Source organism: Nocardia sp. NPDC058058 (assembly GCF_042885355.1).
Lineage (GTDB): Bacteria > Actinomycetota > Actinomycetes > Mycobacteriales > Mycobacteriaceae > Nocardia.
In genome coordinates, this window is sequence record NZ_JBHVSA010000003.1 from 311,512 (window position 1) to 333,305 (window position 21,794).

A 21,794-nucleotide genomic window follows, 5' to 3' on the forward strand; every position below is an offset into this window, starting at 1 on the left:
TAACACTGATTCTATCGATATGTCTCTACTGATCTGGAGCACTATGCAAATATGTGCTCCGATATTCTTGTTCTGACAAGGAGAGCTACATGGCCGGATCCGATACGAGCGGCTTCAACCGCAGAAGGTCGAACGGCGCGCGACCCGGCGCACTCGTCCCGGTCCCCAGCGGTCCGCTCGACGCCCGCACCGAGCGCGCCCTCGTCACCGAACTGCTCACCCTGCTTCCGGCGACACCGACTCCCGAGTTGGCGAGGATCGCGAACATGCCCGAGGCGGCGATCAATGACCTGCGAATCTCCCTGCTGCTCAATGATGATTCGAAGCCGACCCGCATCGCGCGCTATCGCCGCCGCGCCCTCCGCGTGGCCCGCATGAGCGAACCCGCTGGATCACCCCCGACGACCATGAGTCCCTCGCCCATGCTCCGCGAACTGCGCCGCAATTCCACCCTGCGCGACACCGAATCCGGTCGCCGCCTACTGCGCCGCCTCGACCTCCCCAACTTTCAGGACCCGCACTGGGAACGCATCCTGGGCGAACTCTCCCCGCACCGCATGGCCATGCTCGCGAGCCTGGCCCGAGACTGCGCCGACCGCTGGCGCGCCCTCGCCGAGACATTGGAAACCGGAACCCGCAACCAGTATGGCAAACTGTCTGAGACAAGATCGCTCGCGGAGTCGCCCGACCCGGACAGGGCGTGATCCAGCGAATCCGGGAGCGAATCATGACCATCAGCAGAAGACAACACCGCGCCGAACAAGCACTGATCGCGGGCAAAACCCCAAAAAACCCGGTCGTCATCACCACCCGCACCCCCGACAGCACCCGAGCCCGCCTCTTCGGCCTCGGATTGGCTGGGACAGGTGCCGCCCACTTCACCGCCCCCCAAATCTTCGACCCCCTCACCGGCAAAGCCTTCCCGGACTCGACCCGAACCTGGACCTACCGCAACGGCTTCACCGAACTCCTGGTCGGCCTGGCCATCACCTTCCGCCGCACCCGGCCCCTCGGCGCGATCGGGTTCCTGGCCTACATCGCCTTCCTCACCAGCCGCCTCACCGCGAGTTCAGAGTCTTCGCGTCCGCAAGGGTGACTCCTCCGGCATAGCGGGCCTGGGTGCCGAGTTCGGCTTCGATGCGCAGGAGTTGGTTGTATTTCGCGGTGCGGTCCGAGCGCGAGAGTGATCCGGTTTTGATCTGGCCGCAGCCCAGCGCGACGGCGAGGTCGGCGATGGTGGTGTCCTCGGTCTCGCCCGAACGGTGCGAGATGATCGCCGAATATCCGGCCCGCCGGGCGATGTCGGCGGTGTCGAAGGTTTCGGTGAGGGTGCCGATCTGATTGAGCTTCATCAGGATCGAGTTCGCCGCCCCGGTTCGGATACCCGCGCGCAGCAGCTCCGGGTTGGTGCAGAACACATCGTCGCCGACCAGTTGGCAGCGGTCGCCGATCGCCGCGGTGAGTTTCGTCCAGCCTTGCTGATCGTCTTGCGCGAGAGGGTCTTCCATGGACGCGATCGGGTAGGCGTCGAGCAGTCCGATCAGGTAGTCGATGTGTTCGTCGACGGTCCGGACGGTGCCCTCCCCGCGATAGTGATACGCGCCGTCGACGTAGAACTCCGAGGCCGCGGGGTCGAGCAGGATGACGACATCGGTACCGAGCCGGTAACCGGTGGCCTCGACCGCCGCCACGATGTAGTCCAGCGCCTGCTCCGCCGTGCGCAGGTTGGGCGCGAACCCGCCTTCGTCGCCCACATTGGTGTTCTCACCGGCGGCGGCCAAGTCGGCCCGCAGGGTGTGGAAGACTTCCGCGCCGATTCGCACCGCGTCGCCGAAGGTGTCCGCTCCGACGGGGGCGATCATGAATTCCTGGAAATCGAGCGGGTTGTCCGCGTGCGCTCCCCCATTGACGATATTGAACATCGGCAGTGGCAGCAGCCGGGCGGCGGCTCCACCGAGGTAGCGGTACAACGGAATTCGATGGGCAGCGGCGGCGGCCTTGGCCACTGCCAGCGACACTCCCAGCGTGGCATTGGCGCCGAGTCTGGATTTGTTCGCGGTGCCGTCCAGCGTGATCATCGCGTGGTCGATCGCGACCTGATCCTCGGCCTCCATGCCGAGGACGATCGGCGCGATTTCGGCGTTGACGTGTGCCACTGCCCTGCTGACCCCGCGCCCGTGGAAGCGTGACCGATCTCCGTCGCGCAGTTCGACCGCCTCCCGCGTTCCCGTCGACGCCCCCGATGGCACGCTCGCCCGGCCGATCGAATCGTCCTCGAGTCGCACGGTGACTTCCACGGTCGGATTGCCTCTGCTGTCGAGGATCTCGTACCCGACCACCGACTGAATTCGCGTCACTGACGATCACTTCCTGTCCTGGATGGTGTGCCCGATTGGCGTGATCAGTGTCTCGGGGGCGAACACACCGGCGGTAGAGCATGTTTCGCCGGTGGCCCATAAGGTTGCCCTATGGGTCTGTCGCCGAGAGTCTCCGATCTGGGACCGTTCGAATTGCTCGCCACGATCGCCGCCACCGGCAGTATCGGCGCGTGCGCCCGCCATCACGGCCTGTCCCAGCCCGCGGTCAGCACCCGCATCCGCGGACTCGAACAGCGCTTGGGACTGGCGCTACTGGACCGTCACCCGCGCGGGGCCACTCTGACCGAAACCGGACAGCTGGTGCTGCGCTGGGCGCGCCCGGCGCTGGAAGCGACCGCCGGACTCGACCAGGCCCTGAACACCTTGACCGGAGCTTCCCCGGCCCATCTGCGTCTCGCGGCGAGCACCACCATCGCCGAATTCTTCCTGCCCACCTGGTTCACCGCGCTGCGAAATCGCTTGCCCGGCACCAATATCAGCCTGCTGTGCCATAACAGCGCCGACACCGTCGCGCTGATCCGCCGCGGTGGCGCGGAATTGGGATTCGCCGAAGCCGGACACATCCCCGCCGACCTCGAACACTGCCCCGTGGTGCGCGATCGGCTCGTGGTGGTCGTCGCCCCCGATCATCCCTGGGCCGACCGCCGGGAAGTCACCGCCACCGATCTGGCCACCGCCCCCTTGATCCTGCGCGAAACGGGCTCAGCCACCCGCTCTGTCCTGCATGACCGGCTCGCGAGCCTGCCCGATCCCTTGACGGTTGTTCCCGCGATGGAACTCACCTCCGCCACCGCCATCAAGAACGCCGCCGCCCGCGGTCTCGGCCCCGCGGTCCTGGGCGAACTGACCGTCCGTGACGAACTGGCCGACCGCACCCTCATCGAAGTCCCCATCCCCACCCTCACCCTCGAACGCAACCTGCACGCCTGCTGGCGACCACATCACCGCTTCACCGCACCGGCCCGCCACCTACTCGAGATCGCCACCGCGCAGGCCCACGGCGGTTAGCGCGCGCGGACCGCGTAGGTCAGGTGGGTGGCGCGTTTGCCTGGTTCGGCGCTGATCTGTTCCAGCGCAACACGACTCGCGTCGATACCCTCGAACAGACGGATTCCGGAGCCGAACAATACGGGTGAGAGGGCGATGGAGAATTCGTCGATCAGACCCGCGTTGAGGTACTCCAGGATGGCGGTGCCGCCGCCCGCGATGCGGATGTCCCGGTCGCCCGCAACAGAGCGAGCTTGGTCGAGTGCGGATTCGATGCCGTCGTTGATGAAGTGGAACGTGGTGCCGCCCAAGCGTTTCCAGGGCTCGCGGGATTCGTGGGTCAGAACGAAGACCGGGGTATGGAAGGGAGCGTCCTCGGGCCATGCTTTCTCACCCGCGTCGAACATGCGCTTGCCCATGACGCTGGCGCCGGTGCGCTCGAAAGTCGCTCGGGCGATGTCGTTTTCGCGGCCTTCCTCGCCGCCCTCGCCGAGACCGGCGTTTTCGCGGAAGAATCGCAGCGGGAAGACCCACTGCTGCAACTCCATCCACTGTTGACCCATCAGTTCCTCGGGGGATTCGGGTGCGATGAACCCGTCCAGTGACATCGATACGCTGAAGAAAACCTTGCCGGCCATTAGTTTCGTGTTCCCTTCGAAGTGATTTCGGTGATGTAGGCGGCCAGCTTGTCCAGGGTCTGCCGGCCGCCTTCGATTGCGTGGTACTTTTCGGCCGCTTCGTCACGAAGTTCCTTGGTGGGGAATACCGTGCGCATTTCCAGGCGAGTGGCCGCGCCGTCGGGCGTGAAGGTCAGGATCGATTCGAAGGCGTTGGGATCGTCACGAAATTCTCCGTGCCGCAGTCTGATTCGCTCCGGCGCCACAATCTCGGTCCAGGAGATCCACTCCGGGTAGTCCGTTCCGTCGGGACCGTGCATCTCGAAATCCCATGTGCCGCCGACACGGAAGTCGAACGCCCGCGTGGTGGTGGTGAACCCCTCCGGTCCCCACCATTGCGACAGGTGGCGGATATCGGTGAACGCCTCGAACACCAGCTCTCGCGGGGCGCCGATGTTCCGGGCGATCACGATCTCGCGGTCGGCCGTTGTCATTCGTCCCGTACCCATCCGGTCTTCCCTTCAGCTGCCGTAGTTGGTGGTGCCTGTTCGAGTGTCTGCACGTAGGCGTCCAGCCGGTCGAAACTCGCGTTCCAGAACCGCTCGAAACCACCGGCCCATTCGTGGATCGGTCGCAACCCGGTGGCATCGAGGCCGTACAGGCGTTGCTTGCCCGCCCTGCGGTCCCGTACCAGGCCGACCTCCCGCAGCACCCGCAGGTGCTTGGAGGCCCCCGGCTGGGTGAGCCCCAGCTGCTGGGCCAGCTCGGTCACCGGGCGTTCGCCCCCGCGCAGCAGTTCCAGGATCTGCCGGCGCTGCGGTTCGGCGATCGCGTTGAAGACGTCCGATGTCGTCGCTGCTCGTGCCATGCGCCCATCATATTCCGATATGGGTATGCGTCAAGCGCACGAACTCACCGCCGAGGGGCCGTGACCGGGGTGTCGCAGCTGGCGGGCGGATCCACCAGCTCGCAATCGGCGACCGGGCGGATCGGCAGGTAGTCGGCCGCCACACCGTCGCGGGCGATGATGTCGCGATAGGCGGCGACCGCATCGGTGGGGATGCGCTTCAGAGCCGGATCGGTGCGGACGTTAACCGTGTAGAGGCCGAAACGCGGCGCGTAGGAACCCCATTCGAAGTTGTCGGTCAGACTCCAGTAGTTGTAGCCGATGAGATTCATCCCGTCGGCCTTGGCACGTTGCAGCCAATAGACGGTGTCCCGCAGATGATCCGAGCGGGTGTAGCCGTCGGCGCGTGGTTGCCCGTCGTAGGTGGGCATTCCATTCTCCACTATCCACAACGGCTTGCCGGGGAACAGTCGCGAATAGTGTTGCAGCGCAAAGTAGATGCCCTCGGGGCTGATCGGCAGATCCCACATGCCCGGCGGCGCCGCCGCCGCGCCCCGGGTATCCGCGGCGAGTTCCGGTGCGGCATAACCGAAGTAGTAATCGACGCCGATGAAATCGAGCTTGTCACCGATCAGCGCCATCAACGGACCGTTGACCTGCGACTCCGCCCCGGCGACGTAACCGACATTGCTGGTGACCTGCGCATTCGGCTGCACCCGATGGATGTAGTCGTAGATGCCGTTGTGCGCCTGCGCCACCAGCGCCAGCATCTGATCGGCATCGGTCCCGTTCTGGTTGACCTCGTGCATGATGTACGCGACCGGCTCATTGATCGTCACCCAGACCGGATTGCGAGTCGCGTACCGGTCCACCACCTTGCGCATATTGGTGATCCAATCGGCCACCATCGCGGGGTTGCGCCACCCGCCCCGATCGACCTCCCATCCCGGATACACCCAGTGATCCAGTGTCAGCATCGGCCGCATACCGGCCGCGACAATGGCGTCGACCAGATCGTCGTAGAACGCGAAGGCAGCCGAATCCCACACTCCCGCTTGTGGTTCCAGTCGTGCCCACTCCACACCGACACGAAAGACCTTGACGCCCAGCTGCTTCGCCAGCGCGATATCGGACCGATACCGCGATCTGAAATCGACCGAATCGCCGAGTCGATCCCACCCCGGATTGGCCTCGATGTAGCGGGTCCAATTGCTATCGGGTGACTGACCTTCGGATTGAAATCCGGAAGCCGCCACACCCCAGAGGAAATCATCACCGAGCGCACCCGCGAGCCGCTCCGGCGCGGTACCGGCCGTCCCCGGCACCAGGAATAAAACAGCGACCATGACCAGCAAGGTCGCGACAAGACAACGAAATCGAGTGCGCATCAGCACTTCCCCGGAGACTGCACTCGAATTGAGTGAAAACTGCTACTGACTCCTGGATAGCTGCGCTTTATCTCGGGAATGTGCCGGGCAGATAGTGGTTTGGCGCAATATCGCGCCCGTCAAGGTTGCCGAAACGTCGCCCGGCGCACCGCCCACCGCGTTATCATTCACTCGGACACGACATTTGGCCTGGAGGCGCGGTGTTGCAGTACATTGCTTTGGCAACCCTGCTCGCCACCGCCGCCACCGGTCTGATCATTCTCGGCGCGTGGCTGACCCGCAGTGAAGTCCGCCGCGCCCGCACTCGGCACGGCCGTCACCGCCGGCTCCCCCCGACCCTGGTCTTCGGGCATGTAGTCCTGGCCGGTGGCACCGTCGCCACCTGGACGTTCTTCCTCCTCACCGGCACCCGCCTCATAGCCGCCGTCGCGGTCACCTTTCTCCTGCTGACCGCGGTTCTCGGGTTCACCATGCTGCTGCGCTGGTATCCCACCTACCGCACCGCCGAACCATTCGGCACCGGCCCCGGGGCAGCGCACCGCCTCCCCCCGGCCCGCAACCTCCCCCTGCGAGTCGTGATCACCCACGGCTGCTTCGCGCTCGCGGCCGCCGCGCTGATCCTCACCGCGTTCATCTCCACCCGGTGACCGTCGGCAGCAGCAGCCCCATACGACACTCGACGGCCCGCGGCACGGTTGTGCCAGAACACTGCGAACTAGAACTCGTTCTAGGTACGGTCGGGGTATGAACAAGACCGGGTCGATCGTGCGCGTCGGGATCGCATATTTGCTCGCCTTCGGGGCGGGCGGAGCGTGGCTGGCGTGGGGGCCCGAGACCGCGAGTGTGCTGCTGGACGGGTTGATCGCGGATGTGATCGCCACGCTGGTGGTGTTCGCGGCCAGTCGGGTGTACAAGAATTCCAGCTTCTACGACGCCTACTGGAGTGTGCTGCCGCCGCTGCTGATGGTCGCCTGGTGGGTGAAACTGGATTCGGGTGGCGCGCGAGCCTGGCTGGTGCTGGGCGTAATCGTGTTCTGGGCCGTGCGACTGACCGGGAACTGGGTGTACGCGTTTCCCGGCCTGCACCACGAGGATTGGCGCTATCCGATGATTCGGGCGCGCGCGGGTAAGGCCGAGGCGATCGCGGATCTGGTGGGGATTCACCTCTTTCCGACCTTGCAGGTGTTCGCCGGAATGCTCCCGGTGTACGCGGTGCTGACCCATACCGAGCGCGGGATCGGGTGGCTGGACATCGTCGCCGCCCTGATCGGCATCGGTGCGGTGGTGCTCGAGTTCACCGCCGATCTTCAGATGTATCGCTTTGTCGCGCACCGTCGCCCGGGTCAGGCCATGGACCAGGGGTTGTGGAGTTGGTCGCGGCATCCGAACTACTTCGGGGAGTTCGCCTTCTGGCTCTCGCTGGGCCTGTTCGGCCTGGCCGCGGCTCCGCACGCGTGGTGGTGGGTGTTGCTGGGCGCGGTGGGTATGTACGCGATGTTCCAGGGCGCGAGCATCCCGATGATGGAGCAGCGCAGCCTCGAACGTCGGCCCGAATACCAGCGGGTGATCGACCGGGTGCCACGCTTCGTGCCGCGACCGCCGCGCACGGTGAATCGCGAAGTCAGCGAGCACAGCGCATGAGCCGGCCGCGCGTGCTCGTCGCGGGTCTCGGCGATACCGGACTGTTGACCGCTATCCATCTCGCCAAACACGTTGACGTGGTGGGTATTTCCGCCAAGCCCGGCCTGGTCAGCGGTCAGGAACTGGGTATGCGTCTGTCGCGTCCCGGCGAGTGGGCACGCGACTACTGGGTGCCTTTCGAGCGCTTTCACCGACTGAACTCGGTGCGTACCGTGCACGGCAGCCTCACGAGCGTGGATCTCGACGCACGTCGAGTCCACCTCATCGCGCCCGATGGCGTCGAGGCTACGGAATCCTATGACGCCCTGGTGATTTCGACCGGTGTGTCCAACGGCTTCTGGCGTCGCCCCGAGCTGCAAACTCCGGACCAGGTCGACGCCATGCTCGCCGCAGACCACGCGCGCCTCGCGGGAGCCGATTCGGTGATCGTTCTCGGCGGCGGCGCGGCAGCGGTGAGCACCGCGTTCAATATCGCCACCACCTGGCCGGACAAGCAGGTCGACCTGTATTTCCCAGGCGAGCAGGCACTCCCCCACCATCACCCCAGAGTGTGGCGCACCCTGCGCGCCCGACTGGATCGCCTGCGAGTCGGCCTGCATCCCGGGCACCGAGCCATCATCCCGAATGACTTCACTGGCGACGAGATCACCAGCGACCCGGTCGAATGGAGCACCGGACAGCCGAAAACCAAAGCAGCGGCGGTACTCTGGACAATCGGACGAACGACGCCCAATACCGCCTGGCTCCCCCGCGAACTCCTCGACGACGCCGGATTCGTCAAGGTCGATCAATACCTGCGGGTCCCCGGCGCTTCGGGCGTGTACGCGATCGGCGACGTCGCCGCGACCGACCCGCTCCGCACCTCTGCCCGCAGCCGCGCCGATTCCCTACTGGCACACAACATCCGAGCCGACCTGACCGGTGGAGCCCCCAAGCCCTTCACCCCCGCACGCCGCCGCTGGGGCTCGGTGGTCGGCACCCAGCACAACACCCTGGAGATCTTCACCCCCACCGGCCGAGCCATCCCCATCCCCGCCTGGTCCCGCCTGCAACCATTTATCGTGCGACGAGGCATCTACGGCGGAATCCGCCCGTAGACACCGGGTCAGTCCGTCGGAAAGGCGTAGGGCAGATCATGTTTGATGATCTGCTTGGCGGCGTCGGCGGGCCAGCCACTGCTCGGACGGGCCCGGCCGCGCACGTTGTAGACCACGAATTGTGCGTCGTAGACAGCGTTCTCGACTCGCTGGACCGGGTGGTCATCCGCACCCGCCACCACGACCGCACCCGACCACTCGTCGTGGCCGCACGCCCCGCGACCGGCGCAGCCCGTCTGCAAGCAATCATCAACCACTGCAACGAACTTCACGACCCGCTGCCGATGAGCCTGCACTTCACCCGCTCGCCGGCCGCCGCCGTCCGCGATCAGCTGGCAGACATCGCATTGACCTGCACCACCGAGGACACCGACGGCCTGTCCCTGGAAGAACTCGACGAGTACCCCACCCTGGCATTGCTCGCATCCACCCATCCACTCGCGGCCGCGCCCGAGCTGACACTGGCCGAATTACACAGCGCCCCGGGCTTTCTCGCCGACTGCCCCGACCTGCCCCTGGACGAGCTCATCGCTATGGTTCGCTTCCAAAACGCCACGATCCTGGTCACCGGCGACCTATCAACGTCCCTCGATGATCAGCTGCGCGCAATCCCCGTCACCGATGCCCTCACCACCGTGCTGTGCCTCGCCTGGAATCCGGAAGCAACGCACCCGAGCCTCACACCGTTCCTGAAACAGGCCCGCCGCAGCGCATATCACCGCTGAGACCGCCACCGGCGGAGTCGACGACTAGGTCGGCTTCGACTCGGCTCCCTCGAGGGATTCCGCCAGGGCGGTCAGGGCTTTGTGTTTGAGTTTGCCGGTGGTGGTGCGCGGCAGCTCGGCGACGAAGTGGACGTCTCGGGGGACCTTGTAGCGGGCCAGGTTTCGGTTGACGTGGGCGCGGACTTCCTCCGGGGTGAGGTCGGTATCGGGTTTGGGGATGATGAAGGCGGCCAGGCGTTGGCCGAAGTCGGGGTCGGGAACGCCCCAGACGGCGGCTTCGGCGATGGCGGGGTGGGTCAGGAGGGTCTCTTCTACTTCTTGGGGGTAGACGTTCTCGCCGCCGGAGACGATCATTTCGTCGTCGCGGCCGTCGATGAAAAGTCTTCCGGCGGAGTCGAAGTGGCCGACATCGCCGGTGCTCATGAAGCCGTCGATCACTTCCTTGTTGCCGCCGCCGCTGTAGCCGCTGAATTGGAAGGGATTTCGGTTGAAGATGCGGCCGGTGGTTTCGGGCGGGACGGGGGTGCCGTTGTCGTCCAGCAGGCGCAGGCGGACCAGACCTCGGATGGGACGGCCCACGGTGCCGGGGGCGGCGCGCAGGTCTTCGGGGAGGGCGACGGTGCAGGGGCCGATTTCGGTGGAGGCGTACGCGTTGAAGAGGATGTCTCCGTATGCGTTCATGAATTCGGTGCCGAGGTGCGGGGGTAGCGGCATGGCGCCGCTGGGGACCGAGACCAGGGTGGTGGTGTTGTAGCCGGTGCGAATCTCCGGGGGCAGGTCCATGATTCGCTTGATCATCGTCGGAACCAGGAATGCGGCTGTGGCGCGGTGCTTTTCGATACTGGCCAGCACCCATTCGGGTGAGAAGCGCGCGGTCATGATCAGGGGCGAGGTGGTGGCCAGGCCGCTGACAAGGCCGAGCATGCCCATGACGTGATGCATGGGCGGTGCGAGCACCATCGGCCGTCCGGGGACCGGGATGGCTCGGAGGCGGGCAAATCGCGGCGCTTCGGCGGCAAGCATCAGCAGACGCGGATGCAGGTAGGACGCCTTCTCGCGCAGCTCGCGAATTCCCATGCGCCGCAACGCGCCCTTGGGTGTGCCGGTGGAGCCGGACGTCAGGATCACCAGTTGGCTGCCACGTGCGGGACGCACCGCACCGCGCCGGGTGCGGGCCACCAGTTCGTCGATCGCGGGCACCGGTGCACCAGAGACTGTGGAAACCGGTGGCAGGCCAGCGTGTTTCGCGATCACGCGCACGCCGGTGAATCCGGCGTGCTCCACCCGCTGATGGAATTCGGCATCGTAAATCAGCACGTCGATACCGTCGCGTTCGATGACCCCGCGCAATTGCGGGCCGGAGAAGTCGTAATTCATCGGCACCAGGTCGGCCGACAGCCGCGCCCCGGCGAGCAACGCCTCCACGAATCCGCGGTGATTGCGGCACAGCACGGCGACTTTCGATCCCGGACCGACCCCGTAGTCGTCTCGCAGCGCCACCGCGAGCCGAATCACCCTGCGCTGCAGTTGCTCCGCCGTGATCGTGCCATCGTCATCGATAACGGCGGCTCGATTCGGATGCCTGGCCGCCGACAACGCGAGCAGCGTCGCCAACCCGACGCCGTGCCGCAGCGCCGCGACTGTCGCGGGGGTGCGGCGCACCGGCACGGTCCGCAGCGCCGCCCGGGTGAGCGGCCCCCAGTATCGGGCCGCATCGGCCAGCACGGCGGTCGGTGACGCGCTGCCGCGCCCGGTGTCAGTCATGAGTCATCCATTCCGGCGGGAAGTTTCGATCGGCGTACCCGGTCACGGCGGGGTCATTCACTTCAGCGGCAGCGCCGCGGCCGTGCCGCCGACATCGGTGATCTTCCAGTCCGCGTTCTTGTCCACGGTGATGTTGTAGGTGACGGTCGTCTGTACACCCTGCGGGTTCTGCGCGTTGGTGGAGGTGACATTCACGAATACGTCCACCTTGTAGCTGCTGCCGGAGACCGATTCGGTCTTGGCGGCGATCGGCGACGCGGTGGAGGTCCACTGCAACGGCACCATCAGCTCCTGCAATTTGGGCGCGGTCGCGTCGAAGGTATTGGCCAGCTGCGGAACGGTATTGGTCTTGAGCTTGGCCACCCAGGAGTTGAAATCCTTGTAGTTGATGGTCGCCGCGCCGACCGCGTAATCGGTGGCGACCTGCTCGGCACGCTTGTCATCGGCCGCCGCGGCATTGTGATCGCCCAACTCGCCCCGGGACTGCCACAGCAGCACACCGAGGGTGCCCGAGATGAGCAGCAGCACCACCGCCACCGCACCGGCGATCAGGGTGGACACCGGCAGCGATAGCGTCACCGCCGCCTTGCCCTCGCGCGGGGTCTTCGAATCATGCTGCGCCGCGGTGGTTTCCTCCACGGCGTCAGCGCTCGTCTGCTCCAGTGTGGTCATGGTCTTCTCCCAGCTATTTGACTTGGATTTGCAGCCGGACGCCGCCATCCGGTTTCACCGATTGCAGGGCCTGCGCGATCAACGCGGACAGATCGATTCCCGGCAGCGAGTTCGACGCCTGCGAAAGCAGTGGCGCGACAGCGGGATAGGCCGCCCCGAGATCGGGACCGATGGTGCGCAGGTATTCGGTGAGCTTGGGCAGGAACACCAGCAGACCGTCGCCGGTGGTGTACGCATCGGGCACCTGGCGCGCGTTCAGCAGCGTCTCGAGCGATTTCACGACGCTCTGCACCTTGACCCCGAATTCGCCCCACTTCGGCCCGGCCGTCGCCATATCCGAACCGGCCTTGGCCACATCGGGTCCGGGCACCTGCGCGTTCTGCAGGATGTCACGCAGCTGCGGCGCACGGCTGAGCAGCGTGGCGGACAATAGATTCGAGGCGCGGATCAGATCGGGCAGCACCGCATCGGTGCCCGCCAGCGATTGCGAGAAGGTATTCACCAGCGAGCTGATGGACTGCGGATCGAACTGCTCCAGCAGCCGGGTGACGGTATTGGCCATCTCGGGAATCGAGACCGGCATCCTGATGGACTTGGCGTTCACCTGCGCCCCATCCTCCAGATACGGCGCACCCGCGCGCTGCGGCTGGAACTCCAGATACGGCTCGCCGAGCGCGGACAGGTATTCGATGGTGACGATGCTGGCCACCGGAATCCGATACTCGCGCTCGACCCGGAAGTTCACCCGCACCCCGCCGGCCGAGTTCTTCACCTCGGTGACCTCACCAACCCGCAAGCCGGACAACAGGATCGGTGAGCGTGGAACCAGATTCGCCGCGTCGCTCACCTCCATCGACGCACTGATATACCGCTGGAACAGATTCACCCGTGCGATCCCGAAGGTCAGGTACACGCTCCCGACCACGAAGATCACCGCGATCGCGCCCAGCGACAGCACCGATCCCATGCGCGCTCTCATCGGACCATCCCGATCATGCGCAGGGTCGCGATCATGGTCGCCACCTGCTGATCGGTGGACACGACCGGCGCACCCGCATCGCCCTGCACGGACAGCCCGTCGACGGCGACCTTCGGCCCGTGCTCGAAGAACGGAATCAGCTTGTCGCGCAAGAATTCCGTCAGCTGATTGAGATTCGAAGGCGCATCCAGATTCAACGGCCGCCCCGCGTTCAACACCAGCGGCACGAATGCCGTGGCGGCCGAATTGCCCGCCTGCACCAGCGGCGTGAGCCAGATCAGCGCATGCGCGATCCCGCCGATCGCGCCGATAATGCCGATGGTGTGGATCAGCGTCTGCGCGAGCTTGGTGATGTCCTGTGCGCCCTGCGTGGTGAGCAGCACGTCGAGCGCCTCCCGATTGTTCTGTATGGCAGCCACATTCGATTGCAGTCCGGTCAGGAACGCATCGGATTGATCCAGATGCTGTGACACATCGATGAGGTCGTCCTTGAGCACCCCCGCGATGCGCGCGGTCTCGGCCGGATCCTGCGGCAGCGCGGAATTGAGTTGGTCGACAATGTCCTGCGCCGAGCGCAGCGCGCCTCCGGACACGAAAGTCGCAAGCCCGGAGATGACGTCCTCGATCTGCAAAGCGGGCACGGTGTGCTGTACGGGAATGGTGTCGCCCGGCCGCAACGTGCCCGACCCACTCGCGACATTGGTATCGAGCGAGATGTAGATATCGCCCAGAATGGTGTCCTGCCGCAGCTGCGCACGCGTCTCCGAGGGCAGCGAAATCGACTGCTGGATATCGACTTCCGCTGTCGCCGACCCCGGGCCGGTAGCGGTCGGATCGGCAATCGAAATCCGGTTCAGCTGCCCGATCCGCGCGCCGTTTGCCACCACCTTCGCCCCCGAAGGCAGGTTCAGCGTGCTGCTGAATCGGATATCGATCCGATACGTCTGTCCCGATATCCCGGCACCGGGCAGTGTGAACCGCGCGGGATCCACCCCGCAGCCGACCACCCCGACCAGCGCCGCCTGCGTCAGCGCCGCCGCGGCGAGCGCCCGCCGCCAGCGCCTCGAACTCACCCGAAATGTCATCGCACACCTACCGATCCGAGAATCAGGGGCACCAGATCCACCGAGGTCATACCGTCCGCCGTTCCGCCGCAGCGCCCCGGCGCGACCGCGTTGAGCGCCGCGCACACCTGCTCGGCCTGTGGCGCGGGCAATGCCACCCGCGGCGCGGCCCAGCTCACCCCGATCGCACCGGTCTGCGGATCGGTCGCGGTGCGGAACATTCCGGCGATCGAGGGCACCATCGAGACCAGCTGTTGCAGCCCACCGACATTCGCGCCGAGCAGATGCACCAGCGGCACCGACGAATCCAGCAGTTGCAGGATCGGCCCGCCGTATTTCGTGGTGACGTCATTGAGCCAGGGCAGAATGGTGACAATGGAATTCACCAGCTCGGTCACCTGATCCCAGACGTCATTGACCGTTTGCAGAATCGGGGCGAACCCGTCGAGCATCTGCCGCAGATCACCCCAGTTATTGGCCACGCTGGCGATCAACTCGTTGAGTTTGTCGATCAGCGAACCGATATGGCTGACAGCGGCATCCGGACTGCGCAGGGCGGCGGACAGCTGGGTGATGATGTCGTTGATCTTCGGCCCGCTGCCCGCGGTTGCCCGATCGAACAGTGTGATCGCCTGTTTGATCCGGTCCGCCTGCGCCGGATCGTCACCGCCCTGGAGTTCGTCGGCGACCTTCGACATGGCGCTGAAGGTCTGCGTAAGGCTCTTGGGCGTCACGGTTTTGGTGATGCAGTCGGCGTTCTTCCAGTCCGCGCCCTTGGTGCCGAACACCGCCAGCGTGCGATCGGCGACGATACTGTCCGACACCGTGGTGGCACTGGCCTCCCCGCGCAGCGGATGCGCGGCCTCGACCTCGAAATCGACTCGGACCCCGGTGCCTTCGGGCCGCAGATCGGTCACCGACCCGACCTTCATCCCGCGCATCTTCACATCGTTGCCGCGGTACAGCCCGATCCCGTCGGGCATGATCGCGCAGTACGCGATCATCTTCTTGTTCGGTTCCAGGAAGTACACCGCGCCTACGGCGGCCACGATCACGGCGAGCACACCGGCCATGATCGAGACGAACGCTCGGGAGGCGATGAAGCTGCGCAACATCAGCAATCCCTCCCCGGCACCGGAATGCAGAACGATGACGCCGAAATGCTCTGCGCCGATTGATCTATCGCGATTCCGCCCTGCGGACCGCGCAACCCTTGTATCCGCGTGCCGAGTTGATTGAGCGAATCGATCACCACGCCGAGCCGCTGCCCGAGCTGATCCAGCGACGGCTTGGTCTCGATGAGCTTGTCCAGCAACGGTTCCAGATGTTCGCGGTACGCCGGCTCGATGGCCGCGATGCGCGAAAGCAGTTCGGTCACAATGCGCAACGCGTCCAGCACCTCGGCGCGCCGGTTGAGCACCGTGGTCTCCATCGCCCCGATCTTGGTGAGCATGGCTCCGATGGCTTTGCGGTAGTCGCCCAAGAGCCCGATGTACTCGTCGGCGACATCGAGCGCCTGATTGACCTCGGCGTTCTGCCGGTTCACCACATCGACGAAAGCCGCCATGGCATCGGTCATCTGGCCGATCGATCCGGGACTCTTCTCCAGCGCGCCCGCGAGCGCGTTGAGATTGGCGCGCATCGTGCCGCCGTCGATGGTGGCCAGCGGTTGCGCCGAATCCTGCATGGCCTTGGCCAGGCTGTACGGCAGGGTGACATGATCGGGCGGAATCGCCCTACTGCGCAACGGATTGCGACCCGAGGAGAAGACCGCCACATAGTGGCCGCCGATCGCGGTCAACATCCGGATATCCAGGGTGGTCTGATCACCGACGAAGATCTTGTTCTCCACCGTGAACGTCATGCGCACCGAATCGTCGCGCAGGTCCATCCCGGTCACCGAGCCCACGGTGATACCGGCGATACGCACCTCGTCGCCGACCTTCACACTGCCCGCCTCGGTGAGATCGGCGGTGTAGGTGTTCTTTCCAAGCGGGATGAAATACATGATCGCGCTGGCGATCATGAGCACCACGACCACGGCCATTCCGCCCAGCCCGAGCACCAGCTGCCGCCGTGACGCCACCGCCTCGTGCCGATCATTGCCGAGCACGAAATCCTTGAAGCGAATGCTCCCGCGCCTCAACCGTTCTTGCATACCGCGATCCTTTGGCCCGAGATCAGAATGTTCGCCACCGCGGGCAGTTCGGCCTGACCGTGTGAACAGGTGAGATTGACGCCGGTGCCGGAGGGGACGGCCGCGACCAGCGACTGCAGAAAGGCGGGCAGCCGCCCCATCACATCGAGCAGCGCCTGCGGATCCGGGAACAACCGGCGCAGATCGGCATTCAGATCCGGGTTGTCGGGGTGGGTGAAACCCAGCGACGCCAGCAGACTGTTGAGCGCGCCCAGAATCGGCGGTGCGACATCGACGGCATCCATCAAACCGTCGAATTGTTTTTGCAGACTGACGAATACGGTCGAAATGCCGTCGATGAGCATGCCCGCTTCCGGCGACTTGCCGCCGATCTGATCGGCGATCCGGCTGAAGTTGTGCAGCAGCACCGATATCACCGCCTGCCGATCGGTGGCATAGGCGCTGAGCACCCCCACCGCGTCCAAGGTGGCGCCGACCCGGCTGCCGTCACCCTCGAGCACCGCCCGCGCATTGACCGCCAACTGATTGACCGCCTCGGGCGAGAACTCCTTGAGCACCGGTTCCATACCGTTGAAAAGCGCTGTGATATCGAAGGATCCGCTGGTGTGCTCGAGTCCGATGGTGGTGCCCGCCGCCGCCGGTGACCCGGCCTTGTCCGGCTGCTGAATGTCGATATAGCGCTGCCCGGTCAGGTTCTGATAGCGGATGGCCAACCGGCTGGTGTCATAGACCGGCCGATCCTGCTGCACGCTGAAGCGGACCTCGGCATTGGACCCCGCCAGATCAATGGCGGACACCTTGCCAACGGCCACGCCGTACATGCGCACGTCCGAACCGACCCGCAGCCCACTGACATCGGTGAACAACGCCCCGAAACCGCGCGTACCGCCGGCCACGGGCCGCTGAATGGCCGTCACGATACCCACGAGCAGCACCAGCATCACCGCCGCGAAAACACCGAAGCGCACGGCGATTCCGGCAATGGAGGTTTTCGGCTTCCTCATCGTTGCCCCTCCGAAGTCGCGGGCGGCAACGGCGCGCCGCCGAGCAGCGGCACCGCCACCGCGGGCACACCGCGTAGCACCACGTCGAGCCCGAGTTCGGGGCCATTGGGCGTAGCGCGGAACGAGGAGTTCAACCGCGCCAGCAACTCCGAGAGATCGGCGCTGCTCTGCGCGGGCGTGGGCACCATCTGCGCGAGCTGACCCACCAGCACCCCGAGACCGTCGGTCCAGCCGTTCAGATTTCCTTTGGCGGTCCAGCCCAGATCCGCGATCATCGGGAAGAGCTGATCGACCACCAGTCCCACTCCGGTATCGAAGCGCGGATCGCGCAGCGCCTGCATCTGGTAGACCTCGTTCACCAGCTTCACCGTGTTCTCGGCGAAAATGCCTGTGCCATTGAGGAATGAGGCGAACTGCGCGATCAGGAACGAGGACGGATAGCGCTGGGTGTCGGCCACGGATCGGCCGATGGTCACCATGGTTTGAATGAGCGGGGTGAAGGCGGCGATATCGGCTCCGGCCTTGGTGAGCAGTTCGGTGAGCTGCGGGGTCAGCACCTCGCTCGAGGTGGTGGAGAGCTGGCGCAGCAGATTGCCCATGGTCACGTCGTGCACCCGGTTCGCGGCGGTGAGGTCCACCAATTCGCCTCCGCGCAAAGGTGTTCCGCCATCGCGCCGCTTCAGGGTCACCTCGCTGATGCCGAACAGATTCGACGGCGCGTAGTCGATATCGAAACTATTGGTGAGCCCGAACAGCTCCGCGGGTTGCAGGGACAGCGTGATCAACTGCTGGCCGTTGGGCTGCCCGGCGATCTGTTCGATCCGCCCGACCTTGACCCCGTTCAACCGCACCTCGGCTCCCGGAATCACACCGTCGCCGATACCGTTGGTGCGCAGTTGAATTCGCATCTCATCCGAGGTTCGCAGGCCCGCGGTCGCATTCCATCCGATGACCAGCGCCAGCACGACCACCACCGCGATCAGCCCCGCCACCCGCGAGAAGCGCGGACCGGTGGTGACGCCGGGCATTCCATATGACGGCATCGCGCTACCCCGTGATCACGATCGGGGAATTCAGACCCCACAGCAGGATCGTGAGCACCATGTCCAGGGTGATGATCGCGATGAAGCTGGCGCGCACCGCCCGCCCGGAGGCGATACCGACGCCTTCGGGCCCGCCGGTGGCGAAAAAGCCTTGATAGCAATGGATCAGAATGACCGCGGCACTGAAGATCAGCACCTTGATCACCGCCGCGACGATGTCGAAGCCGTTCACGAACTGGAAGAAATAGTGGTCGTACACGCCGCTGGATTGTCCGTGCACCACCAGCGTCACCGCCGAACACGACAGATATGACAGCAGCAGCGCCACCAGGAAGGTCGGCACCACCGTCACCGCCCCGGCGATCAGGCGCGTGGTCACCACGAACGGCACCGATTTCAAGCCGAGCGATTCGATGGCGTCGATCTCCTCGGAGATCCGCATGGACCCGATCTCGGCGGTCATCCGGCAGCCCGCCTGCGCGGCGAATCCGATGGCGGCCGCGATCGGGGCGAGTTCGCGGGTATTGGCGAACGCCGACACCACTCCGACCATCGGCCCCATACCCAGCATGTTCAGCACGGGCACCGCGCCGATCGCGACCCCGCCGCCCATCGCGATACCGAGCACCACCAGCACCGGCACCGTGCCGCCGCCCACGATGACCGAACCCCGGCCCCAGGTCAGATCGGTGATCATGCGCATGGTCTGCGCGCGATACTTGCGCAGCGCCAGCGGAATCGAGGAGAACACCTGCCAGATGAACCCGAGGATGAACCCGAGCGAATCGATCGGGGCGAAGACGCTCTTCTCCCGCACCACCCGATACACCCGACCCAGCCCGAGCGGAACGTACGGCGCGGCCATCACGCGATCCTGACCGGTAGGAACATGGTGGTCAGCTGGGTGATGCCGACATTGACCACGGCGATGGCCAGCACCGCCAGCACCACCGAGGCATTGACCCCGTCCGCGACCCCGCGCGGGCCGCCCTTGGCCTCGAGTCCGCGCTGGCAGGCCACGATCACCACGATGAAGCCGAACAGCGCGGCCTTGACCATGGAGATGTAGATGTCGTTCATCGAGGCGAACGCCCCGAAGCTGCCCCAGTAGCTGCCCGGGGTGACGCCCTGTACGCCGGTGGCCATGGCGTATCCGGCGACCACACCGGTGAACATGATCAGGATATTGAGCAGCGGTGCGACCAGCAGCATGGCGACCATGCGCGGAATCACCAAGCGGTGCAATGGACTGATGCCCATGGTGTCCAGCGCGTCGATCTCCTCGCGAATCTTGCGCGCGCCGAGATCGGCGGCAATGGTGGCCGTGCCCGCACCACCCAGCAGCAGGCCCGTCGCCATCGGCGCGCCCTGCTGGATGACCCCCATGCCACCGGCCGCGCCGAGCAGCGAATCCGCGCCGACCTGATGAATCAGATTGCCGACCTGCACCGTGACGACCACCCCGAACGGCACGGCCATGAGCACCGCGGGAATGGCGGTGACGGTGACCAGATACCAGCACTGGCGCAGGGTTTCGCGCCATTGGAAGCGTCCGGTCAGCAGATCGGACACCGCCCCGATGACCGCCTCGAGCGCCATGGCCACCACTCGCCCGAAGGTGCGTGCGGCGGACAGGCCGGTATCGGCGACGTTGCGTCGCGCGATCCGCGCCACGCTCGGTGTGCCGGGCGGTTTCTCGGTTGTGCTCGTCATTGCCATCCCACTCCCCCGGGGTTACTCGCATCACTCACGTCGTGCGATAGGGCTTGCGTCACAGTTGAATTCGGCTAAAAAGAGATGCCCGCTTGCGCGGGCATCGGCGCGGTCCGGCAGCTTCTGGAACTCAGGTCATGGCGAGCGCGGGCTCCCGGGTGCGGGCGCTGAGCAATGCGGGCCGAGTGCTGAAGGTGTAGTGCCGGAACGGAAAATGCCGGTTACCCCACCACTGATTCAGCCCGGTGGTCGGGCGGATCGCCAGCTCACCTTGATAATTCACGTAATAGGTATTCGAGCCGGCGCACGGGGCGGTGACCCACATCGAGCCTTCAGTACGCTCGGTGCAGAACTCGGCCCAGTCGTCGTAGGCCTGCCGGTTCACATCGACCTTGGTGGCACCGCGCCTGCGGGTCTCCACGATCGCACGCCGGGCGTGCGCGGCGGTGTTCTCGATCGTCACCAGGATCGAACTCGGGATGATCGAGTTGGGACCGCAGCCGACCATGAACAGATTCGGCCACTTCGGCACGCTCACACCCTGATAGGCGTGATAGCGATGCTCGTGCCAGTAGTCGCCGAGCTCCTCGCCGGTCTCGCCGTACACGTTGAACGCGGGCGCGAAGCCGCGCTCACAGACCCGGAATCCGGTGGCGCACACCAGCACATCGATCTCATGCTCCACACCGTCGGCGGTGCGCACACCCTTCTCGGTGATTTCCTCGATGCCGTCGGTGATGAGCGAGACCCGATCCTTCTGCTTGAAGGTCGTGAAGTACTCGTTCGACATCGAGGGCCGCTTGCAGCCGGGAGCGTAAGTGGGAGTGAGCTTTTCGGCCAGCTCGTCATCGCGCAGCCACAGTTTGTACAGGGCCCCGCCCGCCCTGGTGACGTACGGCATGGCCTTGGGCATGCGGCGCAGCGACAGCAGGCCACCGATGAGTCCCATATCGATGCCCGACGCGATCGCACCGCGCACCGCCGCCCGAACCGGCTTGACCCCGCTGAGCACCCGGTCCAGTCCCCAGTCGATGCGGAAATCGGGCTTGGGGGCCAACCAGATCGGCGTGCGCTGGAACACCGTCAGATGTGCGGCCACCTTCGCCATTTCCGGAATCAGTTGCAGCGCTGTGGCTCCGGTGCCGATGATGGCGATGCGCTTACCGGTGTAGTCGTAGTCGTGATCCCAGCGTGCGGTGTGCACCTTATGCCCGGCGAAGGTGTCGATGCCCGGAATATCGGGCAGTTTCGCCACTTCCAGCAGACCGAGCGCGCCGATCACATAGCGGGCGGTGATCTCCTCACCCGAGGCGAGCGTGCCGCGCCACAGGTGGTTCCGCTCATCCCAGCGGGCCGATTCGATACAGGAGTTCAAGCGGATCTTCTTGCGCAACCCGTACGCGTCCACCACACGCTCGATGTACTGCTGAATCTCATGGCCCGGCGGGAAGAATCGCGAGGAACTGGTGAACGGCATCTTGGACAGGCTGTAGAACACCGCCGGAATATCCACGGCGATACCGGGATAGGTGTTCACGTACCAGGTGCCGCCGATGCCGTCGTGCTTCTCCAGCATGACGAAATCGTGTATTCCCGCCTCGCGCAACTCGATCGCCGCGGCGATGCCGCCGAATCCCGCGCCGACGATGATGACTTCGTAATCGGGTTGGACGGTGGTGTCCGCACCCGTGGACTCGATGGTGCTGCTCGACATACT

24 protein-coding genes are annotated in these 21,794 nt (G+C 65.3%); 7 read left to right on the forward strand and 17 right to left on the reverse strand.

Going from position 1 to position 21,794, the window contains the following annotated elements; genetic code table 11:
* Window positions 1-89: 89 nt before the first annotated feature.
* A complete protein-coding gene (locus ACFVUS_RS25095) occupies window positions 90-704 on the forward strand; it encodes a hypothetical protein (RefSeq protein WP_387771087.1) in 615 nt (204 codons plus the stop codon).
* Between the two features lie 23 nt (window positions 705-727).
* Window positions 728-1,096, forward strand: a complete 369-nt coding sequence (locus ACFVUS_RS25100; RefSeq protein WP_387771090.1) for a hypothetical protein — start codon at window positions 728-730, stop codon at window positions 1,094-1,096.
* On the opposite strand, the gene eno is transcribed toward ACFVUS_RS25100, so the two are convergent.
* Complete coding sequence (gene eno, locus ACFVUS_RS25105; protein ID WP_387771093.1) at window positions 1,059-2,357, reverse strand: phosphopyruvate hydratase; 1,299 nt, start codon at window positions 2,355-2,357, stop codon at window positions 1,059-1,061. The genes ACFVUS_RS25100 and eno overlap by 38 nt on opposite strands.
* A gap of 111 nt (window positions 2,358-2,468) precedes the next feature.
* Between eno and ACFVUS_RS25110 the strand changes: the two genes are divergently transcribed.
* Window positions 2,469-3,386, forward strand: a complete 918-nt coding sequence (locus ACFVUS_RS25110) for a LysR family transcriptional regulator (protein WP_387771096.1) — start codon at window positions 2,469-2,471, stop codon at window positions 3,384-3,386.
* Here ACFVUS_RS25110 and ACFVUS_RS25115 read toward each other — a convergent pair.
* Genes ACFVUS_RS25115 through ACFVUS_RS25130 form a run of 4 tightly spaced genes read right to left on the reverse strand, consistent with a single transcriptional unit; the run spans window position 3,383 to window position 6,175 of the window.
* Entirely contained in the window at window positions 3,383-4,003 is a 621-nt protein-coding gene (locus ACFVUS_RS25115) for a dihydrofolate reductase family protein (protein ID WP_387771099.1), read from the reverse strand. The two genes, ACFVUS_RS25110 and ACFVUS_RS25115, sit on opposite strands and share 4 nt — an antisense overlap.
* Entirely contained in the window at window positions 4,003-4,491 is a 489-nt protein-coding gene (locus ACFVUS_RS25120; protein WP_387771102.1) for an SRPBCC family protein, read from the reverse strand. The genes ACFVUS_RS25115 and ACFVUS_RS25120 overlap by 1 nt, the downstream gene beginning before the upstream one ends.
* The gene (locus tag ACFVUS_RS25125) at window positions 4,473-4,850 is read right to left on the reverse strand and encodes an ArsR/SmtB family transcription factor (protein ID WP_387771105.1); all 378 of its coding nucleotides are present in this window, start codon (window positions 4,848-4,850) and stop codon (window positions 4,473-4,475) included. Before ACFVUS_RS25125 ends, ACFVUS_RS25120 begins: the two co-directional genes overlap by 19 nt.
* A 44-nt stretch (window positions 4,851-4,894) precedes the next feature.
* Window positions 4,895-6,175 (reverse strand): family 1 glycosylhydrolase, encoded by a 1,281-nt coding sequence (locus ACFVUS_RS25130; RefSeq protein ID WP_387771108.1) that lies wholly within the window; start codon window positions 6,173-6,175, stop codon window positions 4,895-4,897.
* A 242-nt stretch (window positions 6,176-6,417) separates the two neighbouring features.
* On the opposite strand from ACFVUS_RS25130, the gene ACFVUS_RS25135 reads away from it, so the two are divergent.
* The 3 genes from ACFVUS_RS25135 (at window position 6,418) to ACFVUS_RS25145 (ending at window position 8,955) form a co-directional block, all read left to right on the forward strand.
* Window positions 6,418-6,864 carry a hypothetical protein gene (locus tag ACFVUS_RS25135; protein ID WP_387771111.1) on the forward strand — a complete coding sequence of 149 codons (447 nt, stop codon included), beginning with the start codon at window positions 6,418-6,420 and terminating at the stop codon, window positions 6,862-6,864.
* Window positions 6,865-6,961: 97 nt separating this feature from the next.
* The gene (locus tag ACFVUS_RS25140; protein WP_387771114.1) at window positions 6,962-7,858 is read left to right on the forward strand and encodes a DUF1295 domain-containing protein; all 897 of its coding nucleotides are present in this window, start codon (window positions 6,962-6,964) and stop codon (window positions 7,856-7,858) included.
* Window positions 7,855-8,955, forward strand: a complete 1,101-nt coding sequence (locus ACFVUS_RS25145; RefSeq protein ID WP_387771117.1) for an FAD-dependent oxidoreductase — start codon at window positions 7,855-7,857, stop codon at window positions 8,953-8,955. Before ACFVUS_RS25140 ends, ACFVUS_RS25145 begins: the two co-directional genes overlap by 4 nt.
* Before the next feature lie 8 nt (window positions 8,956-8,963).
* Here ACFVUS_RS25145 and ACFVUS_RS25150 read toward each other — a convergent pair whose 3' ends face one another.
* On the reverse strand, window positions 8,964-9,227 hold the full coding sequence (locus ACFVUS_RS25150) for a hypothetical protein (protein WP_387774762.1): 264 nt from the start codon (window positions 9,225-9,227) through the stop codon (window positions 8,964-8,966).
* Between ACFVUS_RS25150 and ACFVUS_RS25155 the strand changes: the two genes are divergently transcribed.
* The gene (locus ACFVUS_RS25155) at window positions 9,159-9,680 is read left to right on the forward strand and encodes a LysR substrate-binding domain-containing protein (protein WP_387771120.1); all 522 of its coding nucleotides are present in this window, start codon (window positions 9,159-9,161) and stop codon (window positions 9,678-9,680) included. The genes ACFVUS_RS25150 and ACFVUS_RS25155 overlap by 69 nt on opposite strands.
* Window positions 9,681-9,704: 24 nt before the next feature.
* Here ACFVUS_RS25155 and ACFVUS_RS25160 read toward each other — a convergent pair whose 3' ends face one another.
* The 11 genes from ACFVUS_RS25160 to ACFVUS_RS25210 form a co-directional block, all read right to left on the reverse strand.
* The gene (locus ACFVUS_RS25160; protein ID WP_387771123.1) at window positions 9,705-11,444 is read right to left on the reverse strand and encodes an AMP-binding protein; all 1,740 of its coding nucleotides are present in this window, start codon (window positions 11,442-11,444) and stop codon (window positions 9,705-9,707) included.
* A 57-nt stretch (window positions 11,445-11,501) separates the two neighbouring features.
* Entirely contained in the window at window positions 11,502-12,116 is a 615-nt protein-coding gene (locus tag ACFVUS_RS25165) for a hypothetical protein (RefSeq protein WP_387771126.1), read from the reverse strand.
* Window positions 12,117-12,129: 13 nt separating this feature from the next.
* The gene (locus ACFVUS_RS25170) at window positions 12,130-13,095 is read right to left on the reverse strand and encodes an MlaD family protein (protein ID WP_387771129.1); all 966 of its coding nucleotides are present in this window, start codon (window positions 13,093-13,095) and stop codon (window positions 12,130-12,132) included.
* The gene (locus ACFVUS_RS25175) at window positions 13,092-14,180 is read right to left on the reverse strand and encodes an MlaD family protein (protein ID WP_387771132.1); all 1,089 of its coding nucleotides are present in this window, start codon (window positions 14,178-14,180) and stop codon (window positions 13,092-13,094) included. Before ACFVUS_RS25175 ends, ACFVUS_RS25170 begins: the two co-directional genes overlap by 4 nt.
* Window positions 14,177-15,274 carry an MlaD family protein gene (locus ACFVUS_RS25180; RefSeq protein ID WP_387771135.1) on the reverse strand — a complete coding sequence of 366 codons (1,098 nt, stop codon included), beginning with the start codon at window positions 15,272-15,274 and terminating at the stop codon, window positions 14,177-14,179. Before ACFVUS_RS25180 ends, ACFVUS_RS25175 begins: the two co-directional genes overlap by 4 nt.
* Window positions 15,274-16,317, reverse strand: a complete 1,044-nt coding sequence (locus tag ACFVUS_RS25185) for an MlaD family protein (protein ID WP_387771138.1) — start codon at window positions 16,315-16,317, stop codon at window positions 15,274-15,276. The genes ACFVUS_RS25180 and ACFVUS_RS25185 overlap by 1 nt, the downstream gene beginning before the upstream one ends.
* Entirely contained in the window at window positions 16,302-17,321 is a 1,020-nt protein-coding gene (locus ACFVUS_RS25190; protein WP_387771141.1) for an MlaD family protein, read from the reverse strand. The genes ACFVUS_RS25185 and ACFVUS_RS25190 overlap by 16 nt, the downstream gene beginning before the upstream one ends.
* Window positions 17,318-18,364: an Mce family protein gene (locus ACFVUS_RS25195; RefSeq protein WP_387771144.1), complete on the reverse strand. Its 1,047-nt coding sequence runs from the start codon at window positions 18,362-18,364 to the stop codon at window positions 17,318-17,320. The genes ACFVUS_RS25190 and ACFVUS_RS25195 overlap by 4 nt, the downstream gene beginning before the upstream one ends.
* A gap of 4 nt (window positions 18,365-18,368) precedes the next feature.
* Complete coding sequence (locus ACFVUS_RS25200) at window positions 18,369-19,232, reverse strand: ABC transporter permease (protein ID WP_387771147.1); 864 nt, start codon at window positions 19,230-19,232, stop codon at window positions 18,369-18,371.
* Window positions 19,229-20,077: an MlaE family ABC transporter permease gene (locus tag ACFVUS_RS25205; protein ID WP_387771150.1), complete on the reverse strand. Its 849-nt coding sequence runs from the start codon at window positions 20,075-20,077 to the stop codon at window positions 19,229-19,231. Before ACFVUS_RS25205 ends, ACFVUS_RS25200 begins: the two co-directional genes overlap by 4 nt.
* 130 nt (window positions 20,078-20,207) lie before the next feature.
* Window positions 20,208-21,791 carry a flavin-containing monooxygenase gene (locus tag ACFVUS_RS25210; RefSeq protein ID WP_387771153.1) on the reverse strand — a complete coding sequence of 528 codons (1,584 nt, stop codon included), beginning with the start codon at window positions 21,789-21,791 and terminating at the stop codon, window positions 20,208-20,210.
* Window positions 21,792-21,794: the final 3 nt, after the last annotated feature.

What these genes read in the sequence shown, in the direction of transcription:
- ACFVUS_RS25170 (WP_387771129.1), bottom strand. Translation starts at nt 13,095, where the DNA reads ATGAGAGCGCGCATGGGATCGGTGCTGTCGCTGGGCGCGATCGCGGTG.
- ACFVUS_RS25175 (WP_387771132.1), bottom strand. Translation starts at nt 14,180, where the DNA reads ATGACATTTCGGGTGAGTTCGAGGCGCTGGCGGCGGGCGCTCGCCGCG.
- ACFVUS_RS25140 (WP_387771114.1), top strand. Translation starts at nt 6,962, where the DNA reads ATGAACAAGACCGGGTCGATCGTGCGCGTCGGGATCGCATATTTGCTC.
- ACFVUS_RS25120 (WP_387771102.1), bottom strand. Translation starts at nt 4,491, where the DNA reads ATGGGTACGGGACGAATGACAACGGCCGACCGCGAGATCGTGATCGCC.
- ACFVUS_RS25110 (WP_387771096.1), top strand. Translation starts at nt 2,469, where the DNA reads ATGGGTCTGTCGCCGAGAGTCTCCGATCTGGGACCGTTCGAATTGCTC.
- ACFVUS_RS25130 (WP_387771108.1), bottom strand. Translation starts at nt 6,175, where the DNA reads ATGGTCGCTGTTTTATTCCTGGTGCCGGGGACGGCCGGTACCGCGCCG.
- ACFVUS_RS25205 (WP_387771150.1), bottom strand. Translation starts at nt 20,077, where the DNA reads ATGACGAGCACAACCGAGAAACCGCCCGGCACACCGAGCGTGGCGCGG.
- ACFVUS_RS25165 (WP_387771126.1), bottom strand. Translation starts at nt 12,116, where the DNA reads ATGACCACACTGGAGCAGACGAGCGCTGACGCCGTGGAGGAAACCACC.
- ACFVUS_RS25195 (WP_387771144.1), bottom strand. Translation starts at nt 18,364, where the DNA reads ATGCCGTCATATGGAATGCCCGGCGTCACCACCGGTCCGCGCTTCTCG.
- ACFVUS_RS25125 (WP_387771105.1), bottom strand. Translation starts at nt 4,850, where the DNA reads ATGGCACGAGCAGCGACGACATCGGACGTCTTCAACGCGATCGCCGAA.
- ACFVUS_RS25160 (WP_387771123.1), bottom strand. Translation starts at nt 11,444, where the DNA reads ATGACTGACACCGGGCGCGGCAGCGCGTCACCGACCGCCGTGCTGGCC.
- ACFVUS_RS25190 (WP_387771141.1), bottom strand. Translation starts at nt 17,321, where the DNA reads ATGAGGAAGCCGAAAACCTCCATTGCCGGAATCGCCGTGCGCTTCGGT.
- ACFVUS_RS25115 (WP_387771099.1), bottom strand. Translation starts at nt 4,003, where the DNA reads ATGGCCGGCAAGGTTTTCTTCAGCGTATCGATGTCACTGGACGGGTTC.
- ACFVUS_RS25180 (WP_387771135.1), bottom strand. Translation starts at nt 15,274, where the DNA reads ATGTTGCGCAGCTTCATCGCCTCCCGAGCGTTCGTCTCGATCATGGCC.
- ACFVUS_RS25185 (WP_387771138.1), bottom strand. Translation starts at nt 16,317, where the DNA reads ATGCAAGAACGGTTGAGGCGCGGGAGCATTCGCTTCAAGGATTTCGTG.
- ACFVUS_RS25100 (WP_387771090.1), top strand. Translation starts at nt 728, where the DNA reads ATGACCATCAGCAGAAGACAACACCGCGCCGAACAAGCACTGATCGCG.
- ACFVUS_RS25210 (WP_387771153.1), bottom strand. Translation starts at nt 21,791, where the DNA reads ATGTCGAGCAGCACCATCGAGTCCACGGGTGCGGACACCACCGTCCAA.
- ACFVUS_RS25095 (WP_387771087.1), top strand. Translation starts at nt 90, where the DNA reads ATGGCCGGATCCGATACGAGCGGCTTCAACCGCAGAAGGTCGAACGGC.
- ACFVUS_RS25145 (WP_387771117.1), top strand. Translation starts at nt 7,855, where the DNA reads ATGAGCCGGCCGCGCGTGCTCGTCGCGGGTCTCGGCGATACCGGACTG.